Origin of the sequence: Mycolicibacterium arenosum (genome assembly GCF_024320865.1) — a bacterium.
GTDB classification, from domain to species: domain Bacteria; phylum Actinomycetota; class Actinomycetes; order Mycobacteriales; family Mycobacteriaceae; genus Mycobacterium; species Mycobacterium arenosum.
Genome location: NZ_JANDBD010000002.1, coordinates 1 through 21,723, shown reverse-complemented (window position 1 = coordinate 21,723; position 21,723 = coordinate 1). Strand labels below are relative to the sequence as shown.

At 68.6% G+C, this 21,723-nt stretch carries 24 protein-coding genes; 15 read left to right on the top strand and 9 right to left on the bottom strand.

Translation table 11 applies throughout. The features are described 5' to 3' along the window. Positions 1 to 34 precede the first annotated feature (34 nt). The gene (locus NM203_RS03780; protein WP_303624172.1) at positions 35 to 496 is read left to right on the top strand and encodes a nitroreductase family deazaflavin-dependent oxidoreductase; all 462 of its coding nucleotides are present in this window, start codon (positions 35 to 37) and stop codon (positions 494 to 496) included. Between the two features lie 184 nt (positions 497 to 680). Then, complete coding sequence (locus NM203_RS03775) at positions 681 to 1,820, top strand: histidine phosphatase family protein (protein ID WP_255058340.1); 1,140 nt, start codon at positions 681 to 683, stop codon at positions 1,818 to 1,820. Here NM203_RS03775 and NM203_RS03770 read toward each other — a convergent pair. Then, positions 1,817 to 2,734 (bottom strand): SDR family oxidoreductase, encoded by a 918-nt coding sequence (locus NM203_RS03770; protein ID WP_255058339.1) that lies wholly within the window; start codon positions 2,732 to 2,734, stop codon positions 1,817 to 1,819. The genes NM203_RS03775 and NM203_RS03770 overlap by 4 nt on opposite strands. A gap of 13 nt (positions 2,735 to 2,747) precedes the next feature. Beyond that, positions 2,748 to 3,521 carry an SDR family oxidoreductase gene (locus NM203_RS03765; RefSeq protein ID WP_255058338.1) on the bottom strand — a complete coding sequence of 258 codons (774 nt, stop codon included), beginning with the start codon at positions 3,519 to 3,521 and terminating at the stop codon, positions 2,748 to 2,750. A gap of 69 nt (positions 3,522 to 3,590) precedes the next feature. On the opposite strand from NM203_RS03765, the gene echA20 reads away from it, so the two are divergent. From echA20 to NM203_RS03730, 7 genes are all read left to right on the top strand, one after another. After that, complete coding sequence (echA20, locus tag NM203_RS03760; protein WP_255058337.1) at positions 3,591 to 4,346, top strand: (7aS)-7a-methyl-1,5-dioxo-2,3,5,6,7,7a-hexahydro-1H-indene-carboxyl-CoA hydrolase; 756 nt, start codon at positions 3,591 to 3,593, stop codon at positions 4,344 to 4,346. Further along, positions 4,343 to 5,224: a cholesterol ring-cleaving hydrolase subunit IpdA gene (ipdA, locus tag NM203_RS03755; protein ID WP_255058336.1), complete on the top strand. Its 882-nt coding sequence runs from the start codon at positions 4,343 to 4,345 to the stop codon at positions 5,222 to 5,224. Before echA20 ends, ipdA begins: the two co-directional genes overlap by 4 nt. A 29-nt stretch (positions 5,225 to 5,253) precedes the next feature. After that, positions 5,254 to 6,000, top strand: a complete 747-nt coding sequence (gene ipdB / locus NM203_RS03750; RefSeq protein WP_255059094.1) for a cholesterol ring-cleaving hydrolase subunit IpdB — start codon at positions 5,254 to 5,256, stop codon at positions 5,998 to 6,000. Then, on the top strand, positions 5,997 to 7,073 hold the full coding sequence (gene ipdC, locus NM203_RS03745) for a (3aS,4S,5R,7aS)-5-hydroxy-7a-methyl-1-oxo-octahydro-1H-indene-4-carboxyl-CoA dehydrogenase (protein ID WP_255058335.1): 1,077 nt from the start codon (positions 5,997 to 5,999) through the stop codon (positions 7,071 to 7,073). Before ipdB ends, ipdC begins: the two co-directional genes overlap by 4 nt. A gap of 124 nt (positions 7,074 to 7,197) precedes the next feature. Next, positions 7,198 to 8,451, top strand: coding sequence for an MFS transporter (locus tag NM203_RS03740; protein WP_408633303.1), 1,254 nt, complete (start codon positions 7,198 to 7,200; stop codon positions 8,449 to 8,451). A gap of 20 nt (positions 8,452 to 8,471) precedes the next feature. Further along, positions 8,472 to 8,843, top strand: a complete 372-nt coding sequence (locus tag NM203_RS03735) for a pyridoxamine 5'-phosphate oxidase family protein (RefSeq protein WP_255058333.1) — start codon at positions 8,472 to 8,474, stop codon at positions 8,841 to 8,843. A gap of 9 nt (positions 8,844 to 8,852) precedes the next feature. Next, positions 8,853 to 10,094, top strand: a complete 1,242-nt coding sequence (locus NM203_RS03730) for a threonine/serine exporter family protein (protein WP_255058332.1) — start codon at positions 8,853 to 8,855, stop codon at positions 10,092 to 10,094. A gap of 1 nt (position 10,095) precedes the next feature. Here the strand turns inward: NM203_RS03730 and NM203_RS03725 are convergent, their stop codons facing one another. Both NM203_RS03725 and groL read right to left on the bottom strand, forming a co-directional pair. Further along, positions 10,096 to 10,908: an SDR family NAD(P)-dependent oxidoreductase gene (locus NM203_RS03725; RefSeq protein WP_255058331.1), complete on the bottom strand. Its 813-nt coding sequence runs from the start codon at positions 10,906 to 10,908 to the stop codon at positions 10,096 to 10,098. A gap of 93 nt (positions 10,909 to 11,001) precedes the next feature. Continuing rightward, a complete protein-coding gene (groL, locus tag NM203_RS03720; RefSeq protein WP_255058330.1) occupies positions 11,002 to 12,627 on the bottom strand; it encodes a chaperonin GroEL in 1,626 nt (541 codons plus the stop codon). Between the two features lie 215 nt (positions 12,628 to 12,842). Between groL and NM203_RS03715 the strand changes: the two genes are divergently transcribed. Further along, the gene (locus NM203_RS03715) at positions 12,843 to 13,661 is read left to right on the top strand and encodes a DUF5995 family protein (protein ID WP_255058329.1); all 819 of its coding nucleotides are present in this window, start codon (positions 12,843 to 12,845) and stop codon (positions 13,659 to 13,661) included. Positions 13,662 to 13,684: 23 nt separating this feature from the next. Here the strand turns inward: NM203_RS03715 and NM203_RS03710 are convergent, their stop codons facing one another. Beyond that, positions 13,685 to 14,242 (bottom strand): TetR/AcrR family transcriptional regulator, encoded by a 558-nt coding sequence (locus NM203_RS03710; protein ID WP_255058328.1) that lies wholly within the window; start codon positions 14,240 to 14,242, stop codon positions 13,685 to 13,687. Positions 14,243 to 14,339: 97 nt separating this feature from the next. Here NM203_RS03710 and NM203_RS03705 point away from each other — a divergent pair, with 97 nt between their 5' ends. Both NM203_RS03705 and NM203_RS03700 read left to right on the top strand, forming a co-directional pair. Continuing rightward, complete coding sequence (locus NM203_RS03705; RefSeq protein ID WP_255058327.1) at positions 14,340 to 15,245, top strand: SDR family NAD(P)-dependent oxidoreductase; 906 nt, start codon at positions 14,340 to 14,342, stop codon at positions 15,243 to 15,245. A gap of 24 nt (positions 15,246 to 15,269) precedes the next feature. Next, complete coding sequence (locus NM203_RS03700; protein WP_255058326.1) at positions 15,270 to 15,767, top strand: cupin domain-containing protein; 498 nt, start codon at positions 15,270 to 15,272, stop codon at positions 15,765 to 15,767. A gap of 4 nt (positions 15,768 to 15,771) precedes the next feature. On the opposite strand, the gene NM203_RS03695 is transcribed toward NM203_RS03700, so the two are convergent. After that, entirely contained in the window at positions 15,772 to 16,566 is a 795-nt protein-coding gene (locus tag NM203_RS03695) for a polysaccharide deacetylase family protein (protein ID WP_255058325.1), read from the bottom strand. A gap of 192 nt (positions 16,567 to 16,758) precedes the next feature. Here NM203_RS03695 and NM203_RS03690 point away from each other — a divergent pair, with 192 nt between their 5' ends. Continuing rightward, a complete protein-coding gene (locus NM203_RS03690; protein WP_255058324.1) occupies positions 16,759 to 18,462 on the top strand; it encodes a DEAD/DEAH box helicase in 1,704 nt (567 codons plus the stop codon). Here NM203_RS03690 and NM203_RS03685 read toward each other — a convergent pair. Continuing rightward, positions 18,459 to 18,929, bottom strand: coding sequence for an SRPBCC family protein (locus tag NM203_RS03685; protein ID WP_255058323.1), 471 nt, complete (start codon positions 18,927 to 18,929; stop codon positions 18,459 to 18,461). The two genes, NM203_RS03690 and NM203_RS03685, sit on opposite strands and share 4 nt — an antisense overlap. 67 nt (positions 18,930 to 18,996) lie before the next feature. Here NM203_RS03685 and NM203_RS03680 point away from each other — a divergent pair, with 67 nt between their 5' ends. After that, a complete protein-coding gene (locus NM203_RS03680; RefSeq protein WP_255058322.1) occupies positions 18,997 to 19,494 on the top strand; it encodes a hypothetical protein in 498 nt (165 codons plus the stop codon). A gap of 8 nt (positions 19,495 to 19,502) precedes the next feature. On the opposite strand, the gene NM203_RS03675 is transcribed toward NM203_RS03680, so the two are convergent. Continuing rightward, a complete protein-coding gene (locus NM203_RS03675; RefSeq protein ID WP_255058321.1) occupies positions 19,503 to 20,315 on the bottom strand; it encodes an HAD-IIA family hydrolase in 813 nt (270 codons plus the stop codon). A gap of 66 nt (positions 20,316 to 20,381) precedes the next feature. Here NM203_RS03675 and NM203_RS03670 point away from each other — a divergent pair, with 66 nt between their 5' ends. Next, positions 20,382 to 21,290 (top strand): SDR family NAD(P)-dependent oxidoreductase, encoded by a 909-nt coding sequence (locus tag NM203_RS03670; protein ID WP_255058320.1) that lies wholly within the window; start codon positions 20,382 to 20,384, stop codon positions 21,288 to 21,290. Here NM203_RS03670 and NM203_RS03665 read toward each other — a convergent pair. Next, entirely contained in the window at positions 21,287 to 21,532 is a 246-nt protein-coding gene (locus tag NM203_RS03665; protein ID WP_255058319.1) for a hypothetical protein, read from the bottom strand. The genes NM203_RS03670 and NM203_RS03665 overlap by 4 nt on opposite strands. Positions 21,533 to 21,723 lie beyond the last annotated feature (191 nt).

Genomic DNA, 21,723 nt, shown 5'->3' with positions numbered 1-21,723 from the left:
TTTGCGCGGGCCGGGCCGCGGCTATCACCCGGCCATGGCCGACATCGCCGATCAGGTGCGCAACTCCAGCGCGCTGAAGCACGCATTGAAGTACTTCACCCGCGCCCACGTGTGGCTGTATCAGCGGACGAACAGCCGGGTGGGCGCGACGCTGCTGCGCTACCCGGCGGCGCTCATCACCACCACCGGTCGCAAGAGCGGCCTGCGGCGTACGACGGCGACGCTGTACCTGCGCGACGGGGACCGCGTCGTCCTGCCCGCGTCGTTCGGCGGACGCGATCACGACCCGGCCTGGTACCTCAACATCGAGGCGCACCCGGAGGTGGAGGTGCAGGTGCGTGCCGAGCGGTGGCGGATGCGCGCCCGAGACGCCACGGCGGCCGAACGCGACCGCTACTGGCCTGCGCTGACCGAGATGTATCCGCCGTACCGCGACTATCGCGAGGCCGCTCACCGGCCCATCCCGTTGGTGGTGTGCGAGCGGATCGACGGGTGAGCGCTCGGAAACGTTAGGGTTTTCCCTGATGCGTTGCAGGGGCCGCTCCGCCTAATCTCAGGGTGCGACATCGAGTTGGGGGGCTCGACGAGCACAGTGATGTTGGCCGGGGTGCTATTCGGGGGAAGCACCCCGCCACCATCGAAAGTTCGGCAGACTTCAGGCACCACACGAGGGGTTGCCGATGTCGCCGACACGCCGGGTAGTCAGAATCCTGACGGCCGCGCTCGCGGCCGTACTCCTGCTCATCGCCAGCGCACTGCCCGCGTGGGCGGCCGAGGCGATGACGGTGACGTTCGTCCGGCACGGCCAGTCGGAGGCGAACGCCGCGAACGTGCTCAACACGGCGGTGCCCGGCCCCGGTCTCACGCCACTGGGTCACCAGCAGGCGCAGACCGTCGCAGCCCTCCTCGCCGCGGAGGCACACGACGGCATCTACGCGTCGACGATGATCCGCTCCCAGCAGACGGCGCTACCGCTGTCCGCCGCCACCAGCACGCCCGTGACCGTCCTGCCCGGTCTGCAGGAGATCTCCGGCGGTGTCTTCGAGGGCGGGCAGGAACGCGGGGTGGTGACGCTGCTCGGCTACGGCGGTCCACCGCTCGCGTGGACGCTGGGACTGCGCGCGGTGCCGATCCTCGGCTCGTCGGACACCGGTAACTCCTTCGATGCGCGCGTCGACGGTGCGCTGCAGACCATCTACGACAGCGGCGACCGCGCCCCGGTGGTGGTCGCGCACGGCGGCACCATCATGTTCTGGGTGATGATGAACGTGGACAACCCCGATCCGTTCCTCATCCTCACCCGCCCGCTCGACAACACCGACGTCGTGGTCGTCGACGGCAACTCCGAGGACGGCTGGACCCTGACCAGTTGGGCGGGCAGGGCGATCGATCCGAATCCGTCGCTCGTCACGCGGGTGTTCGTCGTGGTGCGCGACGTGCTCGCTGCCGTATCGGGTGCCGCCGCCGCTCCTCCGCCGGTGACACCGGCCCTCACGACGAATCCCGTTCCCGTGCAACGGACCGCGACACCGGCCTCGGTCCCCGCCGAGCCGGAACCCGAGCAGACGCGCCGTCCGACGAAGGACACCGAGCCCACTGCCACCTCCGCGCAGGCGACGCCCAACGGGGCGACGGACCTCTCGAGCGGCAACAAGGTCGAGCCCGGCACGGGGCACTCGCAGGACGAACAGGCCGAAGGCGCCGACCCCGAGCGCGAGCCGGAGATCGAGCCGGAGGCCGACAGCACCGAACCCTCGACGCCCGAGCCCACCACCGAAACGAGTGCAGCCGAGGGTGATTCGGAGCCGGCCGCCGCTTAAGCGCCGAAGACCGGCAGCGGCGTACGCGACTTCGCCAGCAGATCGGTGACCACCGGGCCGAGTTCGGCGGGATCCCACCTGGCGCCCTTGTCTATCTCTCCCCCGCGTGCCCAGCCCTCGGCGACGCGGATGATGCCGCCTTCGACCTCGAACACCCGACCGGTGACAGCGCGGGACTCGACGCTGCCGAGCCACACCACCAGCGGCGAGATGTTCTCCGGCGCCATGGCGTCGAAATCGGCCTCCTGGGTGGACATCATGTCGGCGAACACGGTCTCCGTCATGCGCGTGCGCGCCGAGGGTGCGATCGCGTTCACGGTGACGCCGTAGCGACCCATCTCGGCGGACGCCACCAGTGTCAGGGCGGCGATACCCGCCTTGGACGCGCTGTAGTTGGCCTGCCCGACGCTGCCCTGCAGACCCGCGCCGGAGCTGGTGTTGATGATGCGGGCTTGGAGTGTGTCGGGGCCGGTTTCTCCGCTTTTCACCTTGGCCCGCCAGTACGCGGCCGCGTGCTTCATCGTGGCGAAGTGTCCCTTGAGGTGCACTGCCGTGACGGCGTCGAACTCCTCCTCGCTGGTGTTGGCGAACATCCGGTCGCGGACGATGCCCGCGTTGTTGACCAGAACGTCGAGCGTGCCGAAGGCGTCAACCGCCGTCTGGATCAGCCCTTCGGCCTGCGCCCAGTCCGCGACGTTGGCGCCGCTGGTGACGGCTTCGCCTCCCGCACTGGTGATCTCGTCGACAACCCCCTGTGCCGCGCTTCCGCCGCCCGCCGGCGAACCGTCGAGGCCGACCCCGATGTCGTTGACGACGACGCGTGCGCCTTCGGCGGCGAACGCCAGCGCGTGCGCCCGTCCGATGCCGCCGCCCGCACCCGTCACGATGACCACGCGGCCGTCGAGCAGTCCCATACTCCGTACTCCCTTACTTGATGTCTGCGGTAGTCGTTGCCAGGTAGTGCGGCGGTTCGCCGCCGCCGTGCACTTCGAGTGACGCGCCGCTGATGTATGCGGCGGCGTCGGACGCGAGAAAGGCGGCGGCCCAACCGATGTCGGCGGGTTTCGCCAGCCGGCCCAGCGGGACGTTCTTCGAGATCGCCGCGATGGAGTCCGCGTCACCGTAGAAGAGTTCGGACTGCTCGGTCTCGACCATGCCGACGACGACGGAGTTCACCCGAACCTTCGGCGCCCACTCGACGGCCAGCGTGCTGGTCATGTTCTCCACGCCCGCCTTCGCCGCGCCGTAGGCGACGGTGCCCGGCGTGGGCCGCCTGCCGCTCACGCTGGTGATGTTGACGATAGATCCACCGGTCTCCTGCGTCTGCATCACCGAGTTCGCGTGCGTCGAGACCGATAGCGAGCCCAGCAGATTCAGCGCGACGATCTTGGCGCTGAACTTCGCCGACGCTTCGGCGGCCAGGACGTAGGGCGAGCCGCCCGCGTTGTTGACGACGACGTCCAGACGACCATGGGCGGCCACGATCGCGTCGACGAGGGCCTTGACCGAGTCGTCGTCGCGGATGTCGCAGGGCTGGAAATCGTAGGGCAGACCATCGACCGGGCGGCGCGCGCAGGTGACGACTGTGGCGCCCTGAGCTGCGAAGACCGAGCTGATCCCGGCGCCGACACCGCGAACCCCGCCGGTGACGAGGACCACCCGGCCATCGAGTCGGAGATTGATTCCAGCGGCGTCGCTCACTGTGCTAGCGTACCAAGCAAGTGCTTGCTTTCCTAGCCGCCCCCTGTTCACGAGCTCACTGGAGACCTCATGACGATTACGTCCACGACCGTCGAACCGGGCATCGTCTCGGTGACCGTCGACTACCCGCCCGTGAACGCGATTCCGTCTCGCGGGTGGTTCGAACTCGGTGACGCGATCACCGCCGCGGGCCGGGACCGCAGCACCCACGTGGTGATCCTGCGCGCCGAGGGTCGCGGCTTCAACGCCGGCGTCGACATCAAGGAGATGCAGAACACCGAGGGCTTCACCGCACTCATCGACGCCAATCGCGGCTGCTTCCACGCCTTCCGGGCCGTGTACGAGTGCGAGGTGCCCGTCGTGGCCGCCGTCAACGGATTCTGCGTCGGCGGCGGCATCGGACTGGTGGGCAACGCCGACGTCATCGTCGCCTCCGACGACGCGAAGTTCGGCCTCCCCGAGGTGGAACGCGGCGCACTGGGTGCGGCGACGCACCTCTCGCGACTGGTCCCCCAGCACATGATGCGTCGACTCTTCTTCACCGCCGCGACGGTCGATGCGAACACGCTGCACCACTTCGGCTCCGTGCACGAGGTCGTGCCCCGCGCCGACCTCGACGAGTCCGCGCTACGGGTGGCACGCGACATCGCCTCGAAGGACACCAGGGTGATCCGCGCCGCCAAGGAAGCGCTGAACTTCATCGACATCCAGCCGGTCAACGCGAGATACCGCATGGAGCAGGGCTTCACGTTCGAGTTGAACCTGGCCGGCGTCTCCGATGAACACCGCGACGCGTTCGCGGGTACCGACAAGGGAACCAAATGAGCGACAAGAGAACGACTCTCGACGAAGCAGTCTCGTCGATCGAGAGCGGGATGACCATCGGCATCGGCGGCTGGGGGTCGCGCCGCAAGCCGATGGCGTTCATCCGGGCACTGCTCCGCACCGAGGTCACCGACCTGACCGTCGTCACCTACGGCGGCCCGGACCTCGGCCTGCTCTGCTCGGCGGGCAAGGTCAAGCGCGTCTACTACGGTTTCGTATCGCTGGACTCGCCGCCGTTCTACGATCCGTGGTTCGCGAAGGCGCGCACCTCCGGGTCGATCGAGGCCCGCGAGATGGACGAGGGCATGCTGCGCTGCGGGTTGCAGGCTGCGGCGCAACGGCTTCCGTTCCTGCCGATCCGCGCGGGCCTGGGAAGCGACGTCCGGGCGTTCTGGGGTGACGAGCTGAAGACCGTCAAGTCCCCGTATCCGACGGATGATCTCGGCTACGAGGAGTTGATCGCCATGCCCGCACTCAACCTCGACGTCGCGCTGGTACACCTCAACCTCGGTGACGAAGCGGGTAACGCCGCCTACACCGGCATCGACCCCTACTTCGACGATCTGTTCCTCATGTCGGCGCAGCAGCGCCTGCTGTCGGTCGACCGCGTGGTGTCGACCGATGAGCTGGTGAAAGCCGTTCCGCCGCAGGCACTGCTGGTCAACCGGATGATGGTCGACACCGTCGTCGAGGCCCCCAACGGCGCCCACTTCACGATGGCCGAACCGGATTACAAGCGCGACGAGAAGTTCCAGCGGCACTACGCCGAAGCGGCGGCGTCCGATGAGGCCTGGGCCGAGTTCGTCTCGACCTACCTGTCGGGCAGCGAGGCCGATTACCAGGCCGCCGTCCGCAAGTTCAAGGAGGAGCAGGCATGATCGCCGGGGCGAGCGAAGCGACCGGAGAGATGTCCGCAACCCGTGCCGAGGTGTGCGCCGTCGCATGCGCCGAACTCTTCCGCGATGCGGGCGAGATCATGGTCAGCCCGATGGCCAACATGGTGTCGATCGGCGCCCGCCTCGCGAGGCTGACGTTCTCCCCCGACATCCTGCTGACCGACGGCGAGGCCCGCATCCTCGCCGACACCCCGGCGATGGGCGCCACCGGAGCCATCGAGGGCTGGATGCCGTTCGGCCGCGTCTTCGAAACCCTGGCGTGGGGTCGGCGGCACGTCGTGATGGGCGCCAACCAGGTCGACCGCTACGGCAACCAGAACCTGTCGGCGTTCGGCCCGATCCAGCACCCGAAGCGCCAGATGTTCGGCGTCCGCGGCGCGCCGGGCAACTCGATCAATCACGCCACCAGCTACTGGGTGGGGGCCCACTCGACGCGCGTGTTCGGCGAGTCCGTCGACATCGTGTCGGGGATCGGCTGGGACAAGGTCGATCCCGCCAATCCCGCCTACCGCTTCGTCAACGTGTTCCGGGTGGTGTCCAACCTCGGTGTGTTCGACTTCAACGGACCCGACCACCAGATGCGCGCTGTCTCGCTGCATCCCGGTGTGGACGCGGCCGAGGTCGCCGAGAACACGTCCTTCGAGGTGCACGGACTCGACTCCGCAGAGCAGACCAGGATGCCCACCGGGGCCGAGCTGAAGCTCATCCAGGAGGTCATCGACCCGAAGGGCCTGCGAGACCGCGAGATCCGGTCATGACGGCCACGCTGAAGACGCCCCTGACCGAACTCGTCGGAATCGAGCACCCCGTCGTTCAGACCGGCATGGGCTGGGTGGCCGGTGCTCGTCTGGTGGCGGCGACGTCGAACGCCGGCGGCCTCGGCATCCTCGCCTCGGCGACGATGACGCTCGAGGAACTCGGCACCGCGGTCGGCAAGGTCAAGGCCGCCACCGACAAGCCGTTCGGCATCAACATCCGCGCGGACGCGGGCGACGCGAACGATCGCGTCGACCTGCTGATCCGCGAGGGCGTCAAGGTCGCGTCGTTCGCGCTGGCGCCCAAGCCCGACCTCATCGCGCGACTGAAAGACGCCGGCGTGGTCGTCATTCCGTCGGTCGGGCTGGCGAAGCACGCCAAGAAGGTCGCCGGATGGGGCGCCGACGCGGTGATCGTGCAGGGCGGCGAGGGCGGCGGCCACACCGGACCGATCGCGACGACGCTGCTGTTGCCGTCGGTGCTCGACGCCGTCGCCGACACCGGTATGCCGGTCATCGCGGCCGGCGGCTTCTTCGACGGGCGCGGTCTCGCCGCCGCACTCTCCTACGGTGCCGCCGGTGTCGCCATGGGGACGCGCTTCCTGCTGACCTCGGATTCGACCGTCCCCGACGCCGTCAAGAAGCGCTACCTCGAGGCAGCGCTGGACGGCACCGTGGTGTCGACGCGCGTAGACGGCATGCCACACCGAGTGCTCCGCACCGGCCTCGTCGAGAAGCTCGAAAGCGGCTCGCCCGTAAGGGGTCTCGCAGCGGCCGTCGGTAACGCGCAGAAGTTCAAGAAGATGTCCGGCATGACGTGGAAGTCACTGGTCACCGACGGACTGGCGATGCGGCGCGGCAAGGACCTGACGTGGTCACAGGTCGTGATGGCCGCCAACACCCCGATGCTGCTGAAGGCCGGTCTGGTCGAGGGCAACACCGAAGCCGGCGTGCTTGCGTCCGGCCAGGTCGCGGGAATCCTCGACGACCTGCCGTCGTGTGCGGACCTGGTACCGGCCATCGTCGCCGAGGCGATCGAGCACCTTCGGGCCACCGCTGGCTACATCGTCGACTGAGCACAATGCGCACAACCTGCTAATCGGCTGTTACGCGAGTAGTGCGCGCAAGCGCGAGATGTGGCGACGCCGAAAATAGCGTGGCCGCATGACCACTGTCACCAGGCCCGCCCAGCGCACCTCGATGAAGCGCGTTGCGCTCGCGAGCTTCGTGGGATCGGCGATCGAGTACTACGACTTCTACATCTACGGCACCGCAGCGGCGCTGGTGTTCCCCAAGGTGTTCTTTCCGCATCTGAACCCGACCATGGCGATCGTCGCGTCCATGGCCACGCTCGCCGCGGCGTTCGTCTCCCGGCCGGCGGGTGCAGCGTTCTTCGGGCACTTCGGAGATCGGTTGGGGCGCAAGGCCACACTGACCGCCACCCTGATCATCATGGGACTGTCCACCGTCGCCGTGGGCCTCGTCCCCGGCGCCGCGGTTATCGGCGTCGCCGCGCCGGTGCTCCTGTTGGCACTGCGCCTCCTGCAGGGCTTCGCGGTCGGCGGGGAGTGGGCGGGCGCCGCACTGCTCGCCACAGAGCACGCGCCCGCCGAATCTCGCGGCCGCTACGGCATGTATCCCTCGTTGGGCTGCGGGAGCGGCCTCACGATCAGCAGCCTGGTGTTCCTCGTCGTGAACGCCACGATCGGTGAGAGCAGCCGAGCGTTCCTCGATTGGGCGTGGCGGGTGCCGTTCCTGTTCAGCATCGTGCTGGTCGCGATCGCGCTGTACGTCCGGCTCAACGTCGCCGAGTCACCGGTCTTCGCCCGCGAACACGCCCGCGGTGCGATCGGCATGCCGTTGCTCGCGCTGCTGTCCGAGCAGCGTCGCGAGGTGGTGCTCGCCGCGGGCAGCATGATCGGGTTCATGGCCTTCGGGTACACGGCCAACGCGTATCTCACCGGGTACGCGCACAGCCTGGTGGGCCTGTCGCGCGACCTGATTCTCGTCGTCAACGTGGCTGGCGGGCTCACCGCGATCGCGATGTGCGCGCTGTCGGCGATCGCGTGCGACCGGTACGGACGTCGTCGCGTGGTGATGATCGCTCTGGCCGCGGGTCTGCCGTGGGCTTTCGTACTGATCCCGATGATCGACACCGCTGCCGCCGGCTGGTACCTGGTAGCCATCGTGGGCACCTACGCCATCGCCGGCGCGGCCTACGGGCCGATAGGTGCGTTCATTCCGGAGATCTTCGCGACGCGGTACCGCTACAGCGGCACGGGCCTCGCATTGAACCTCGCGGGTCTGTTCGGAGGTGCGCTGCCCCCGCTGATCGCGGCGCCCCTCATGGCGGCCCGGGGTGCGACCGCCATCGGAGCGATGCTGGCGGCCTACGTCGCCGTCTCCCTGGTGTGCACGTACCTGCTGCCGGAGACATTGCGCGGCGCGCTGTGATGCCCCACTATCCTCAGCTTGTGAGCGTCACGGTGAATCTCGACGAATTGGCCGGTGCCCTGGCGAAGTTCACGTTCGCCTACCTGGTCACGGTCGGTGACGACTACAGCGCTCACACGGTCGCCGTCGACCCGGTGTTGACCGACGGTCGGTTCCATGTCGGGGGCATCGGGAACAGCACCCGCCGCAACGCCGCCGCCCACCCCGACGTGACGCTGGTCTGGCCGCCGACCGAGGCGGGCGGTTACACGCTCATCGCCGACGGGCGCGCCGACGTCACCGCGGCCGGACTGACGGTCGCGCCGGCCCGTGCGGTACTGCACCGCGCGGCGACACCCGGCACTCCGACGGCTTCCGGATGCGGCGACGACTGCGTTCCGCTCGAACGCTGACAGCGGCGCATGACCGACGATCGCGGCGAACGGTACGACGCCCTGCTGGCGGCGGCGTCGCTGCTGTTCGCCAACGGACAGTCCACGGCCATGACCCAGACCGCGGTCGCGCGGCTCAACCGCGGGCTGGACCTGGACGCCGTCGTGGTCCCGACGTGGTCGATGCTGACGTTGACCGCTGCCGGGTCCCGCACCACGGTGCTCACCTCGGCGGTGTCACCGACGGCGATCAACATGCGCCGAGTCGCGGCCATGATGAGCGTCGCCGACCGCGCCCAGGACGGACCGCTCGAACTCGAGCACGTGACCGCCGGGGTTGCGAAGGCCGAGCGTCAACCAGGCTCCGGCACAACCGCTTTCGTGATCGCCTGCGCGGCGGGCGCCGCCGCGCTGTCGGTCATCTACGGGGCCGATCAGCCGCTGGTACTGCTCCTGGTCGCGGTGGCCGCCGCGGGCGGCGGACTGCTTCGGCGATGGCTCGGCGCCGCCGGTGCCGGCCCGCTGACCCAGGCGTTCGGCGCGGCCCTGCTGGCGGGCGGGGTTGGCGCTGCGGCCACGCACGCCGGACTCGGAACCGCTGCGGCGCTGGTCGCCATCTGCCCGGCGATGGTGCTGGTGCCGGGCCCGCACATCCTCAACGGCGCACTCGACATGCTCGACCTTCGCGTTCCGCTCGGTCTGGCCCGACTGGCCTTCGGGCTCCTGCTCCTCACCGCGATCAGTGGCGGGCTGATCGTAGGCCTGCACGCCGGCGGGCAGACGCTGGCGGTGACGGCGCAATCGAGTTCGGCACCGTTCCTCGTCGACGTCGTCGCCGCAGGCGTGGCAGCGGCGTCCTACCCGGTGTTCTTCTCGATGCCCTGGCGGATGATCGGCTGGCCGGTCGCGGCGGGCATGCTCGCCCACGGGGTGCACTGGTTGGCCGTGGCGGCGGGCGCCAGCCTGGCGATCGCGGCGTTCGCATCGTGCCTACTGGTCGGAACGCTGCTGGTACCGATCTCACATCGCATGCGAATTCCGTTCGCGGGCATCGGCTTCGCCGCCGTCGTCGCGCTGGTGCCCGGCGTATTCGTCTTCCGCACCCTGGCGGGTTTCGTCGAGTTCGCAGGCGCCCCGTCCGCGGAGTTGCTGTCCGCCTCGGCAGGCGACCTCATCGGCGCGTCGGTGATCGTCGCCGCCATGGCACTGGGACTCGCGCTGCCGATGCACGTGCACGCGGCGATGCTGCGGCGACGTCACGCAGCGGCGTGAGTCAGTCGCGCGACTTCAGCGCGGGGTGCTGCTTCGCCAGCAGCGGCAGTAGCACCCGGTGCGGAATCAGTTGAAACAGCCGGGTGCTGAGTTGGCTCGGCAGCCCGGCGATCACGTCGCCGCGATCGTGCTCGAGCGCGTCGATACCGACCTTCGCGACGTCCCGTGACGGCATCCACATGAACTTGGGGAACGCGGCGGCGAACGCCTTCTCGTCCATGCCGGCGGAGGCGATGAACTCGGTGCGCACCGGGCCGGGGTTGAGGGTGGCGACGGTGACCCCGCTGCCCGCGAGTTCAGCCCGCAGTCCCTCGGTGTAGGAGCGGACGAAGGCCTTCGTCGCCGCATAGCCCGCCTGGCCGGGAAACGGCTGGAACCCCGCCGTCGAGCCCACGTTCAGGATGGCGCCGCGACCGCGCGGCACCATCAGCTGCACGGCTCGCGTGGTCAGGTCGATGACCGCCTCGACGTTGACCCGGATCTGGGCGATCTCGCCGTCGACGTCCGCCTCGGCAACCGGTCCCATCGTTCCGATCCCGGCGTTGTTGACCAGCACGTCGACGGTCAATCCGCGGCGCTGCACCTCGTCGAACAGTACTTTCCTGGCCGCCGGATCGGCGACGTCGCAGGCGATGACCTCGACGCGCACCGAGTCGAGTTCCTTCGCCAGGTCGAAGAGCCGGTCCTCGCGACGGGCCACCAGGGTGACACCGTGCCCGCGAGCGGCGAGCTCGCGAGCCAGATCGGCTCCGATTCCCGACGAGGCCCCTGTGACGACGGCGGTGGACGTGGACGAGGGCTGAGGTAGCGGCATGCCTCGGTAACTTCGCGTACCGCCGCTTTTGTTCCCCACACGAAGGAGCCCGGCCCCGCGAACGGAACCGGGCTCCTCGAGTTGAGCTAGGACTTAGAAGTCCATGCCGCCCATGCCACCGGTCGGGTCGCCCGCGGGTGCGGACGCCTTCTCCGGCTTGTCGGCGACGACGGCCTCGGTGGTGAGGAACAGCGCCGCGATGGACGCCGCGTTCTGCAGCGCCGAGCGGGTGACCTTCACCGGGTCGGCGACGCCGGCCTTGAGCAGGTCCTCGTACTCACCGGTCGCGGCGTTGAGGCCGTGACCCGCGGGCAGGTTCGAGACCTTCTCGGCGACGACACCCGGCTCCAGACCACCGTTGAAGGCGATCTGCTTCAGCGGGGCCGACAGCGCGACGCGCACGATGTTCGCGCCGGTCGCCTCGTCACCGACGAGCTCGAGCTCGTCGAGCGACGGAGCGGCCTGCAGCAGCGCCACGCCGCCACCGGCGACGATGCCCTCTTCGACGGCGGCCTTCGCGTTGCGAACGGCGTCCTCGATGCGGTGCTTGCGCTCCTTGAGCTCCACCTCGGTGGCAGCTCCGGCCTTGATCACCGCAACACCGCCGGCCAGCTTGGCCAGGCGCTCCTGCAGCTTCTCGCGGTCGTAGTCGGAGTCGCTGTTCTCGATCTCGGCGCGGATCTGCGAAACCCGACCGGCGATGGCGTCGGAGTCACCGGCGCCCTCGACGATGGTGGTCTCGTCCTTGGTGATGACGACCTTGCGGGCCTGGCCGAGCAGCGCCACGTCCGCGGTCTCCAGCGAGAGGCCGACCTCTTCGCTGATGACCTGGCCACCGGTCAGGATCGCGATGTCCTGCAGCATGGCCTTGCGGCGGTCACCGAAGCCGGGGGCCTTGACGGCCACGGACTTGAAGGTGCCACGGATCTTGTTGACCACCAGGGTCGACAGGGCCTCGCCCTCGACGTCCTCGGCGATGATCAGCAGCGGCTTGCCCGACTGAATGACCTTCTCCAGCAAGGGAAGCAGATCCTTGACGGTCGACACCTTGGACGACACCAGCAGGATGTAGGGATCCTCGAGGACCGCTTCCTGACGCTCGGCGTCGGTCACGAAGTACCCCGAGATGTAGCCCTTGTCGAAGCGCATGCCCTCGGTGAGCTCCAGCTGGAGACCGAAGGTGTTGGACTCCTCGACGGTGATGACACCCTCGTTGCCGACCTTGTCGAGCGCCTCGGCGATGAGGTCACCGATCGACTGGTCACCGGCGGAGATGCCCGCGGTGGCAGCGATCTGCTCCTTGGTCTCGACCTCTTTGGCCGATGCCAGCAGCGTCTCGGTGATCTTCTCGACGGCCTTCTCGATGCCGCGCTTCAGTCCGAGCGGGTTGGCGCCGGCCGCGACGTTGCGCAGACCCTCGCGAACCAGCGCCTGAGCGAGCACGGTGGCGGTGGTGGTGCCGTCGCCGGCGACGTCGTCCGTCTTCTTGGCGACTTCCTTGACCAGCTCAGCGCCGATCTTCTCGTAGGGATCCTCGAGCTCGATCTCCTTGGCGATGGACACGCCGTCGTTGGTGATCGTGGGAGCGCCCCACTTCTTCTCGAGGACGACGTTGCGACCCTTGGGCCCCAGCGTCACCTTTACCGCGTCGGCGAGGCTGTTCAGGCCCCGCTCGAGGCCGCGGCGGGCCTCTTCGTCATACGCAATTGTCTTTGCCATTGCGAAGTGATTCCTCCGGATTGGGGATGCACGTCTTGTTGGCCGGGTTCAGTGCCCGCGACGGACGGCTGTGGGCTGTGCGGCCCCTGCCTCACCGTCCCGACCTAGCACTCACTGATCGAGAGTGCCAACGTCATTCTTAGCACTCGACCTAGGCGAGTGCAAGGTTGGGCCATACCTCCGCCCCCAGGCCCGCCACGAGCGAATATGTGCAGGTGCCCGCCGCTGACACCCCACCGCGCTTCGGGGAGCCGGACTCCTTCGACGCCGCGGCCGACGAGTTGCAGACGCTGATCGACTGGGCGAAGGGGGCCGAGCACCGGATCGGGTATTTCGCCGCCGTGTACAAGCGGACCACGCTCGCACTCAAGCAGGCGGCGGAGGCGAACGCGTTCGAAGACGGCGAACGCATGAGCCGGCTCGCCGGGATCTTCGCCACCCGCTACCTGACGGCGGTCAACGCGTTCTTCCGTCCGGACGAGTTCACCCTCACCGAGTCCTGGCGGGCGTCCTTCGATCAGTTGGACAACCCCCGACCGGTCATCGTTCAGCACATTCAGGCGGGGATCAACGCGCACACCGCGTTCGACCTGGGCATGGCGGTGAACGAGATCACCGGCAGTAGGAACGTCGACTCCGTGCGCGTCGACTTCCTGGCGGTGAACGCCGTGCTGGCCAGCCAGACCGAGGACATGCTCGACAAGGTCGAGGAGATCTCGCCGCGGCTGAGGGCGATATTGGACACCGTTCCCGGCGACGAGGCCCTACTCATCGGGCCCGCCATCAAGTGGATGCGCGAGGAGGCCTGGGCCTTCGTGAAGACGTTGGAGTTCTTCCCTGGCATGACGTTCAACGTCATCCCCGCCGACGTCAAGGATTCCTGGGTCGGTGTCCTCACCCGCAGCCTGTTCAACGGATTGATGGCAGCGGTGTTCGACGAGATCGGCGAGCAGGAGAGCCGTGACGTGCGGCGCAACATCGAGGTCCTCGACGCGGTCGCCGACGACGTCGCCAACGTCGAGACGACCCTCTAGCGCGTCACCGGCAGGGCCCGGGGTTAGCGCGACCGCAGACCGTCCACGACGACGTCGGCCACGCGCTCGGCCACCCCTTCGCCCATGTCTCCGCTCGACTTGCACACCATGAACAGCGCCTTCAGTTCGGCGGCGCCGACATCGGTGCGCACCGTGCCCGCACGCTGGGCGGCGGTCAGCAACTCGTCGGTGAGCCCGAGGAACGTGGCTTCAGCGCCGGGCGCGGCGGTGTCGAAGTCGACGCCGTAGCGCTCCAGCGCGTCGGCCAGCCCGTGGTCGAACGCCGCCGTGCGAACCATGCCGCGCAGGAACTCGAACAGCGCGGTGCCGGGATCGTCGGCGAGCAGTGTGCGGCCCTGCTCGACGATCACCCGGACGCGATCGGAGATCACCGCCTCGAACAGCGCCTCCTTGGTCGGAAAGTGCCGGTAGATGGTGCCGGGCCCGACGCCGGCGCGACGCGCGATCTCGTCGATCGGCACCGCGACCCCCTCGGCGGCGAACGTGTCGTAGGCGACCTCGAGCACGCGCGCGCGATTGCGGGCCGCGTCGGCCCGCATCGGCCGTGCTGTTTCGGTCACGTCACGTTTCCCTTCCCTGTTGACAAAGCGGAGCGCACGTTCCGTATAGTCGAGACAACCGGAGCGGACGTTCCGAATCCATCGTAAAGGAGTTCCCGTGAGCGGATCGAAGACAGGCTGGACTTCCACCGACATCCCCGACCAGACCGGTCGCATCGCGGTCGTCACGGGAGCCAACACCGGGCTGGGCTACGAGACGGCGACCGCCCTGGCCGCCAAGGGCGCCACCGTGGTGCTCGCCGTGCGCAACCTCGACAAGGGCAGGGCCGCGGCTGATCTCATCGTCCGCGCCCATCCCGGCGCGAACGTGTCACTGCAGGAGTTGGACCTCGGCTCGCTGGATTCGGTGCGGGCGGCAGCAGCCGAGCTGCGCGCCGAGCACGACCAACTCGATCTGCTGATCAACAACGCCGGCGTGATGATGGCGCCGAGATCGACCACGGCGGACGGCTTCGAGCTCCAGCTCGGCACCAACCACCTGGGTCACTTCGCGCTGACGGGCCTGCTGCTGGACCGGCTGCTGTCGACACCGCTGTCGCGCGTCGTGACGGTGAGCAGCCTCGGCCACCGTTTCGGTCGGATCCGCTTCGACGACCTGCAGTCCGAGCGGCGCTACAGCCGCGCGGGCGCCTACGGACAGGCCAAGCTGGCCAACCTGCTGTTCACCTACGAGCTGCAGCGCAGGCTCGAGGGCACCGACACCATCGCCGTCGCCGCCCATCCCGGCGGCTCGTCGTCCGAACTCTCGCGGCACCTCCCCGGCGTCGTGCAACTGGCGTTCAGGACCCTCGAGCAGAGCACCGAGATGGGTGCGCTGCCCACACTGCGGGCCGCCACCGATCCGAACGTCGCGGGCGGCGAGTACTACGGCCCCGGCGGGTTCATGGAGATGAACGGCTATCCCACCCTCGTCGACTCGAACCGGCGGTCACACGACCCCCAAGCGGCTCGCCGACTGTGGGACGTCTCCGAGGAACTCACCGGAGTGAGTGTCCCCGCGTAGCCGTCGGCCGTAGGGTCGATGACGATGTCGCTTATCGTCCCGCCGTACCCGCCGCCGCGCTACACCGCCGAACAGCCGGAGGTCAGCGCCACTCTGCGGCGCGGCGACGAGCCCGCCGACTACGACGCGTTCGGCCTCATCCAGTACCACTACCTGGCGAACCAGCAGAAGACCGACGGCGACTACGGCCTGTACCGCGTGGACATCGCGCCGCGGGGCGGCGGCCCCGGTCCGCACTTTCACCGCGCGATGTCGGAGGCGTTCTTCGTCCTGTCGGGAACCATCGAGCTCTACGACGGCACCGCGTGGACCGCAGGGGGTGCGAACGACTTCCTCTACGTCCCGCCCGGCGGCGTGCACGGCTTCCGCAACGTCTTCGACGACCCGACGTCGGTGCTCATACTGTTCGCGCCGGGGGCACCGCGGGAGCACTACTTCGAAGGGCTCGCCGAGCTGGGCGACCTGAGCGACGACGAACGCCGGCAGTGGTTCATCGACAACGACAACTTCCTCGTCGAGTAGCCCGTCACGCGAGCCGCTGCCCGGCGAGCGGCACGAACTCCCACCCCGCCGACTGCATGGCGGGGATGGCGGCGGCCACGCCCGCCCCGGTGCCCGCCTCGGGATGGTTCACGTGGGCCAGTACGACCGAGCCCGCGGGAGCGTGCTGATAGGCGGCGCTCACCGAGGTCGGCGCCGACGTCGCGCCGTTGTCGGCGTTCACCGAGAAGCCCACGGGCACCAGGCCGAGTTGGTGAACGATGTCGACCGCGACGTCGTCGTAGTGCGCCGTTCCGGTGCGGTAGAACACCGGCCCCTTTCCGAGGAGCGAGGTGAGCCGGGTCTGGTTGGCCCAGACCTCGTCGACGACCTCCGCGGCGGAGTGCGTGCCCGCGATGCCGTAGGCGGATCTGCCGGTCACCGACAGCGGCACGTGGCGAGTGCCGTGGTTGCCGATGTCGAACAGCGGGTTCGCGGCCAGCTGCTCCGTCCGGCCGGGATTCGCGTCGATCCACTTCGAGCAGACGAACAGCAGCGCCGGGACACCGTGGTGGGCGAGGGTGTCGAGCAGCGCGTCGTCGCACGCCCGGTCGCACGCGTCGAAGGTCAGGGCGAGCTGACGACCCGACGTGGCAAACGTCGTCACGATGCCGGGCAGTGTCATGCCCCACTGCGTCGGGGACCGGCCGGCGTTGGCCGTCGCCACGTCGCGCGCATCGACACCCGACGGCGCGGCGAGGGCGGCCGCGACGTCGACTCCGCTGGCGAGTACCGCTGCGGAACCGGCCAGCGCGCCGAGGAGGAATCGCCTCGAGAGCATCTGCGCAACGTAGGCGGCCAGGCTGACGACAGCTTGGCAGTCCGGTATCAGAACTCTGGGTGCGGCCCCGCGCCGACACGCGGAGCACCGCGACACGCGGCGTCATGATGCGCGCCCGAAACACCCTGCCCTAGACTGCCCTTCGGTCCAATGCACGCCTCCGGCGTGGGTGACCAGTTAGGAGTCTCACGGGTGCAGGCATCTGCAGCGCCCAGCACCCAGGCATTGCGGGGCTGGCAGCGTCGGGCGTTGGTCAAGTATCTGGCCGCCAAACCGCGGGACTACCTGGCTGTCGCGACCCCCGGAGCAGGCAAGACGACGTTCGCCCTGCGGATCGCCGGGGAGTTGCTGTCGGAAGGCGTCGTCGAACGCGTCACGGTGGTGGTACCCACCGAGCACCTGAAGGTGCAGTGGGCGCAGGCCGCCGCGGGCGTCGGCATCGCCCTCGACCCGAAGTTCAGCAACTCGTCGGCGCAGAACTCCGACGAGTACCACGGCGTCGTCGTGACCTACGCGCAGGTGGCCAGCCACCCGACCCGCCACCGGGTCCGCACCGAGAGCCGGCGGACGCTGGTGATCTTCGACGAGATCCACCACGGCGGCGACGCGAAGAGTTGGGGCGACGCCATCCGCGAGGCGTTCGACGAGGCGACGCGCAGGCTGCTGCTCACCGGCACCCCCTTCCGCAGCGACGACTCCCCCATTCCCTTCGTCAGGTACGAACACGGTCCCGACGGCTTCGCTCGCTCGCAGGCCGACCACACCTACGGGTACGCCGACGCCCTGGCCGACGGCGTCGTGCGGCCCGTCGTGTTCCTCGCGTACTCCGGGGAATCGCGCTGGCGTGACAGCGCGGGCGAGGAGCACTCGGCCCGGCTCGGCGAGCCCCTCACCGCGGAGCAGACCGCACGCGCGTGGCGGACCGCGCTGAACCCCGCGGGCGAGTGGATGCCCGCCGTCATCGCCGCCGCCGACAAGCGGCTGGACCAGAAGCGACAGCACGTGCCCGACGCCGGCGGCATGATCATCGCGTCGGACCAGACCGCGGCGCGCGCGTACGCCGAACTGCTGACCAGGCTCACCGGTGAGGCGCCGACCGTCGTGCTGTCCGATGACCCCGGCTCGTCCGGCCGCATCACCGCGTTCTCGGCGGGAACGTCGAAGTGGCTGGTCGCGGTGCGCATGGTCTCCGAGGGTGTCGACGTGCCCCGCCTGGCGGTGGGTGTCTACGCCACCAGCGCGTCGACGCCGCTGTTCTTCGCCCAGGCGATCGGGCGGTTCGTGCGGTCCCGAAAGCCCGGCGAGACGGCCAGCGTGTTCCTGCCGTCGGTGCCGAACCTCCTGTTGCTCGCCAGCGAGATGGAGGCGCAGCGCAACCACGTGCTCGGCAAGCCGCACCGCGAGGCCGACGGTCTCGACGACGAACTGCTCGAGGACGCGAACAAGACCAAGGACGAGTCCAGCGACATGGACAACGGCTACGAGATGATCGGGGCCGACGCCGAACTCGACCAGGTGATCTTCGACGGCTCGTCGTTCGGCACCGCGACCCCGGCGGGCAGCGACGAGGAGGCCGACTATCTCGGCATCCCCGGCCTACTCGACGCGACGCAGATGCGGGATCTGTTGAGCCGCAGGCAACAGGAACAGCTGACGAAGCGCAGTGCAGCCGCTCCGGCAGGAGTGGTCACAGCCCCGGCGACGACGTACGGCCAGTTGCGCGACCTCCGCAAGGAGCTCAACGCGCTGGTGACGCTCGCCCACCACCGCACCGGTAAGCCGCACGGGTGGATCCACAACGAGCTGCGCCGGATCTGCGGTGGCCCCGTGGTGGCGGCCGCCAATTCCGATCAGATCGCCGCGCGCATCGAGGCGGTTCGGACGCTTCGGGCTTAATCGGTCGCCAGCATTGCCAGGTGGCTCAGCGAGTTCTCCAGGTGGTCGGGCCCGAACGGCGGGAACTCGATGTGCTGTCTGAGCTCCGCAGGGACGGCGGACCAGTCGTAGGTCAGCGTGACCTCGACGCCCTCGCTCACGGGCGTGACGTCGTACCGCCAGATCCAGCCGCCGTAGCCGATCGCACCGTCCGCTTCGGCCTGCCCGGGCTCCCATGCGATGGCCCGCGGTGATTCGTAAACCCTTACGGTGTTGGTCATTTCGTAGTCGCCGTCGGGATGGTTGTCGTGATACATGGCGATGCGGAAGTGCTGGCCGACCGCGGTCAGCGGCTGGCCGTCAAGCGACTCCCGAACCCAGCCGGTGCCGTCGATGGCCTGATGAGTGGACGGGTCCGCGAGAATCTCGAACACCCGCTCGGCGGGGGCGGCGACGGTGATGCGGACGGAGATGGTGTCAGTGCTCATAACCGGTAGACCGACCGAATCGACGGTTTTCATCGTGGGCCCCGAAACCGGGCCTACCATCGGCGGAATGAGGCGCTCAGGTGCCGCAGCAGGGACGACGGTCGCGGTCATCGTCGCGTTCTGCTGCGCCGTCGGATTCGCGGGCGCCACCCCGACCCCCGAGGCCGGCGCACCGTGCTGGGGAACTGAGAACGGCGGGGCGATGGAGAATTCGCAGACGTTCGCGCCGGGCGGGGCGGTGCTGCGGTGTGTGAAATCCGATGCGGGCTCCGAGTGGCAACGTCTCGAGGGCGTCGGCAGACCGGCGGACACCTGGTACACCTACGGGTCACCGCAGACGCTCAACGCCGCCGATATCCTGCCTGCGAATTCCTGGGTGAGCGCGTCGGGGTCGACCAGTGAGGTGTGCACCGCCGTGCAGACGCCGACCGGCGGCGGGTTGGCCACCACCCACACGAACGACACCGGGTACTACCGCGACTTCACATTGATCCCGGAGCTGGCGACATTGACTCTCAGCGGACACTGCAACTGGCGCGCGGCGTGGGAACGCGCCCCCGGCTAACCGGCCCGCTACAGGCCCAGCAGCTCGGGCAGATCGGCGATCGAGTCGATCACGTGATTCGGCTGCATCGCGAATTCGTCTGCCGCCCAACGATCTAACGTGTCCTGTCGGAACTTGCCCGTCCGCACCAGGACACCGGCCATCCCGACCACCTGAGCGGCGAGCACGTCGTTGTTGAGGTCGTCGCCCACCATGTACATCTCCTCGGGTTCGACGCCGAGCCGGCTGGCCGATGCGAGGAACCCCTCGGGCGCCGGCTTGCCGACCGCGGTCGCCTTCCGCCCCGACGTCTCCTCCATGCCGATCAGATACATGCCGGTGTCGATACGAAGCCCGTCGGCGGTGTTCCACGCCGTGCTGCGGTGCATCGCGACGACCGGCACGCCCTGCGCCATCCAGTCGTAGACGCGGCTGAGCGTGACGTGGTCGTACTCGGGCCCCGCGCCGCCCAGCAGGATGACGTCGGGCCGCTCGGGCTCCCGATCCAGGACGTCACCGGAGTACACGACGTCAATACCCGGCATGTCCTCCCCGATGGCGCCGCTGTTGACCAGGAAACAGCGGGCGTCGGGGTAGCGGTCCCTGACGTAGTCGGCGGTGAGCACCGCGGCCGTGATGACCTCGTCGGCGGTGACGTCCATCCCGGCTTCGGTGAGCAGGTCGGCGATCTGCACACGGGTACGCGTCGTCGTGTTCGTCAGGTACGTCCGCGCGATCTGATGGTCCGCGAGCGCCTTCAGTGTCTTCGCGGCGCCGTCGATCGGGCTCCACGACGTCACCAGTACGCCGTCGATGTCGAACAGCACCCCGCCGATAGCCATGGAGCAAAGGTAAACCGCTGTCAGTCCAGCGCAACTCGGGCCCGCCCCTGAGTAACCTGGGACACCATGAGCTCGAAGTGGACCGACACCGATGTGCCCGATCAGAGCGGCCGCGTTGCGATCGTCACAGGATCGAACACGGGGCTGGGCTTCGACACGGCCAGGGTTCTCGCCGAACACGGGGCGAAGGTCGTGCTCGCCGTCCGCGATGTCGAGAAAGGCCTGGCCGCGGCCACCCGCATCAGGGATGCGGCATCGGCTGCCGACGTGAGCGTGCAGGCGCTCGATCTCGGCTCACTGGAGTCGGTGCGCGCGGCTGCGGCGGAGCTGAAAGCGGCGTACCCGCGGATCGACCTGCTGATCAACAACGCGGGTGTCATGTACCCGGCGACGCGCACGGTCACCGAGGACGGCTTCGAGACTCAGTTCGGCACCAACCACCTCGGCCATTTCGCGTTGACCGGTCTGCTACTGGAGAACCTCCTGCCCGTGCCGGGATCCCGAGTGGTGACCGTGAGCAGCATCGGGCACCGGATCATCGCCAAGATCCACTTCGACGACCTCCAGTGGGAGAAGAAGTACAACCGCGTCGCGGCGTACGGCCAGTCGAAGCTGTCGAATCTGATGTTCACCTACGTTCTGCAGCGTCGGCTCGCGGCGAAGGGCGAGAACACCATTGCGGTGGCCGCTCACCCCGGCCTGTCGGACACCGAGTTGATGCGGCACATGCCGGGATTCCTGGTGCCCGCAGTCTCCCTGGTGGCGCAGAGTGCCGCGAAGGGGGCGCTCCCGACGCTGCGGGCAGCGACGGATCCGAGCGTCACCGGCGGCCAGTACTACGGTCCCGACGGGCTCGGCGAAGCCAGTGGCAACCCGAAAGTCGTTGGTTCAAGCAATCAGTCGCATGACGTTCAGATCCAGGAGCGGCTCTGGTCGGTGTCCGAGCAGCTGACCGGAGTCACGTACCCGATCTAAAACGGTGCGGTGCATTCGGCGAGGCGGTCTTCGCGGTTGCGTCGTCGCTCGGCGGCAATGGTCGCGGCGCGTTGTTGGGCGCGGGTGCGTCTTCGTTGTGGCATGCGCAGGTCGCGGCCGGGGGTGGGTTCGGTGACCGGTGTCGGGGTGTCGGGTAGTGGGGTGGTGGGGTCCCAGTTCGGGAAGTAGATCCGCGAGCCCGGCGGCGCTCGGTGTTTCAGCCCCGATGGACTCGTCCACACGATCGTGCCGTCGGCGAGCTGGTCCTCCGACCAGCCGCCCTCGCCGACCCAGAACGTCTTGAGCAGATGATGCTTCTATGTCAATGCGGGGCGTTCGCACGTGTTGATCTGGTGTTGCCAGGTGGCTTGGTCGGTGTGCATGGCTCGGTAGATGACGTCGACGAGGTGGCGCTTGAGGATGCGTCTGGCAC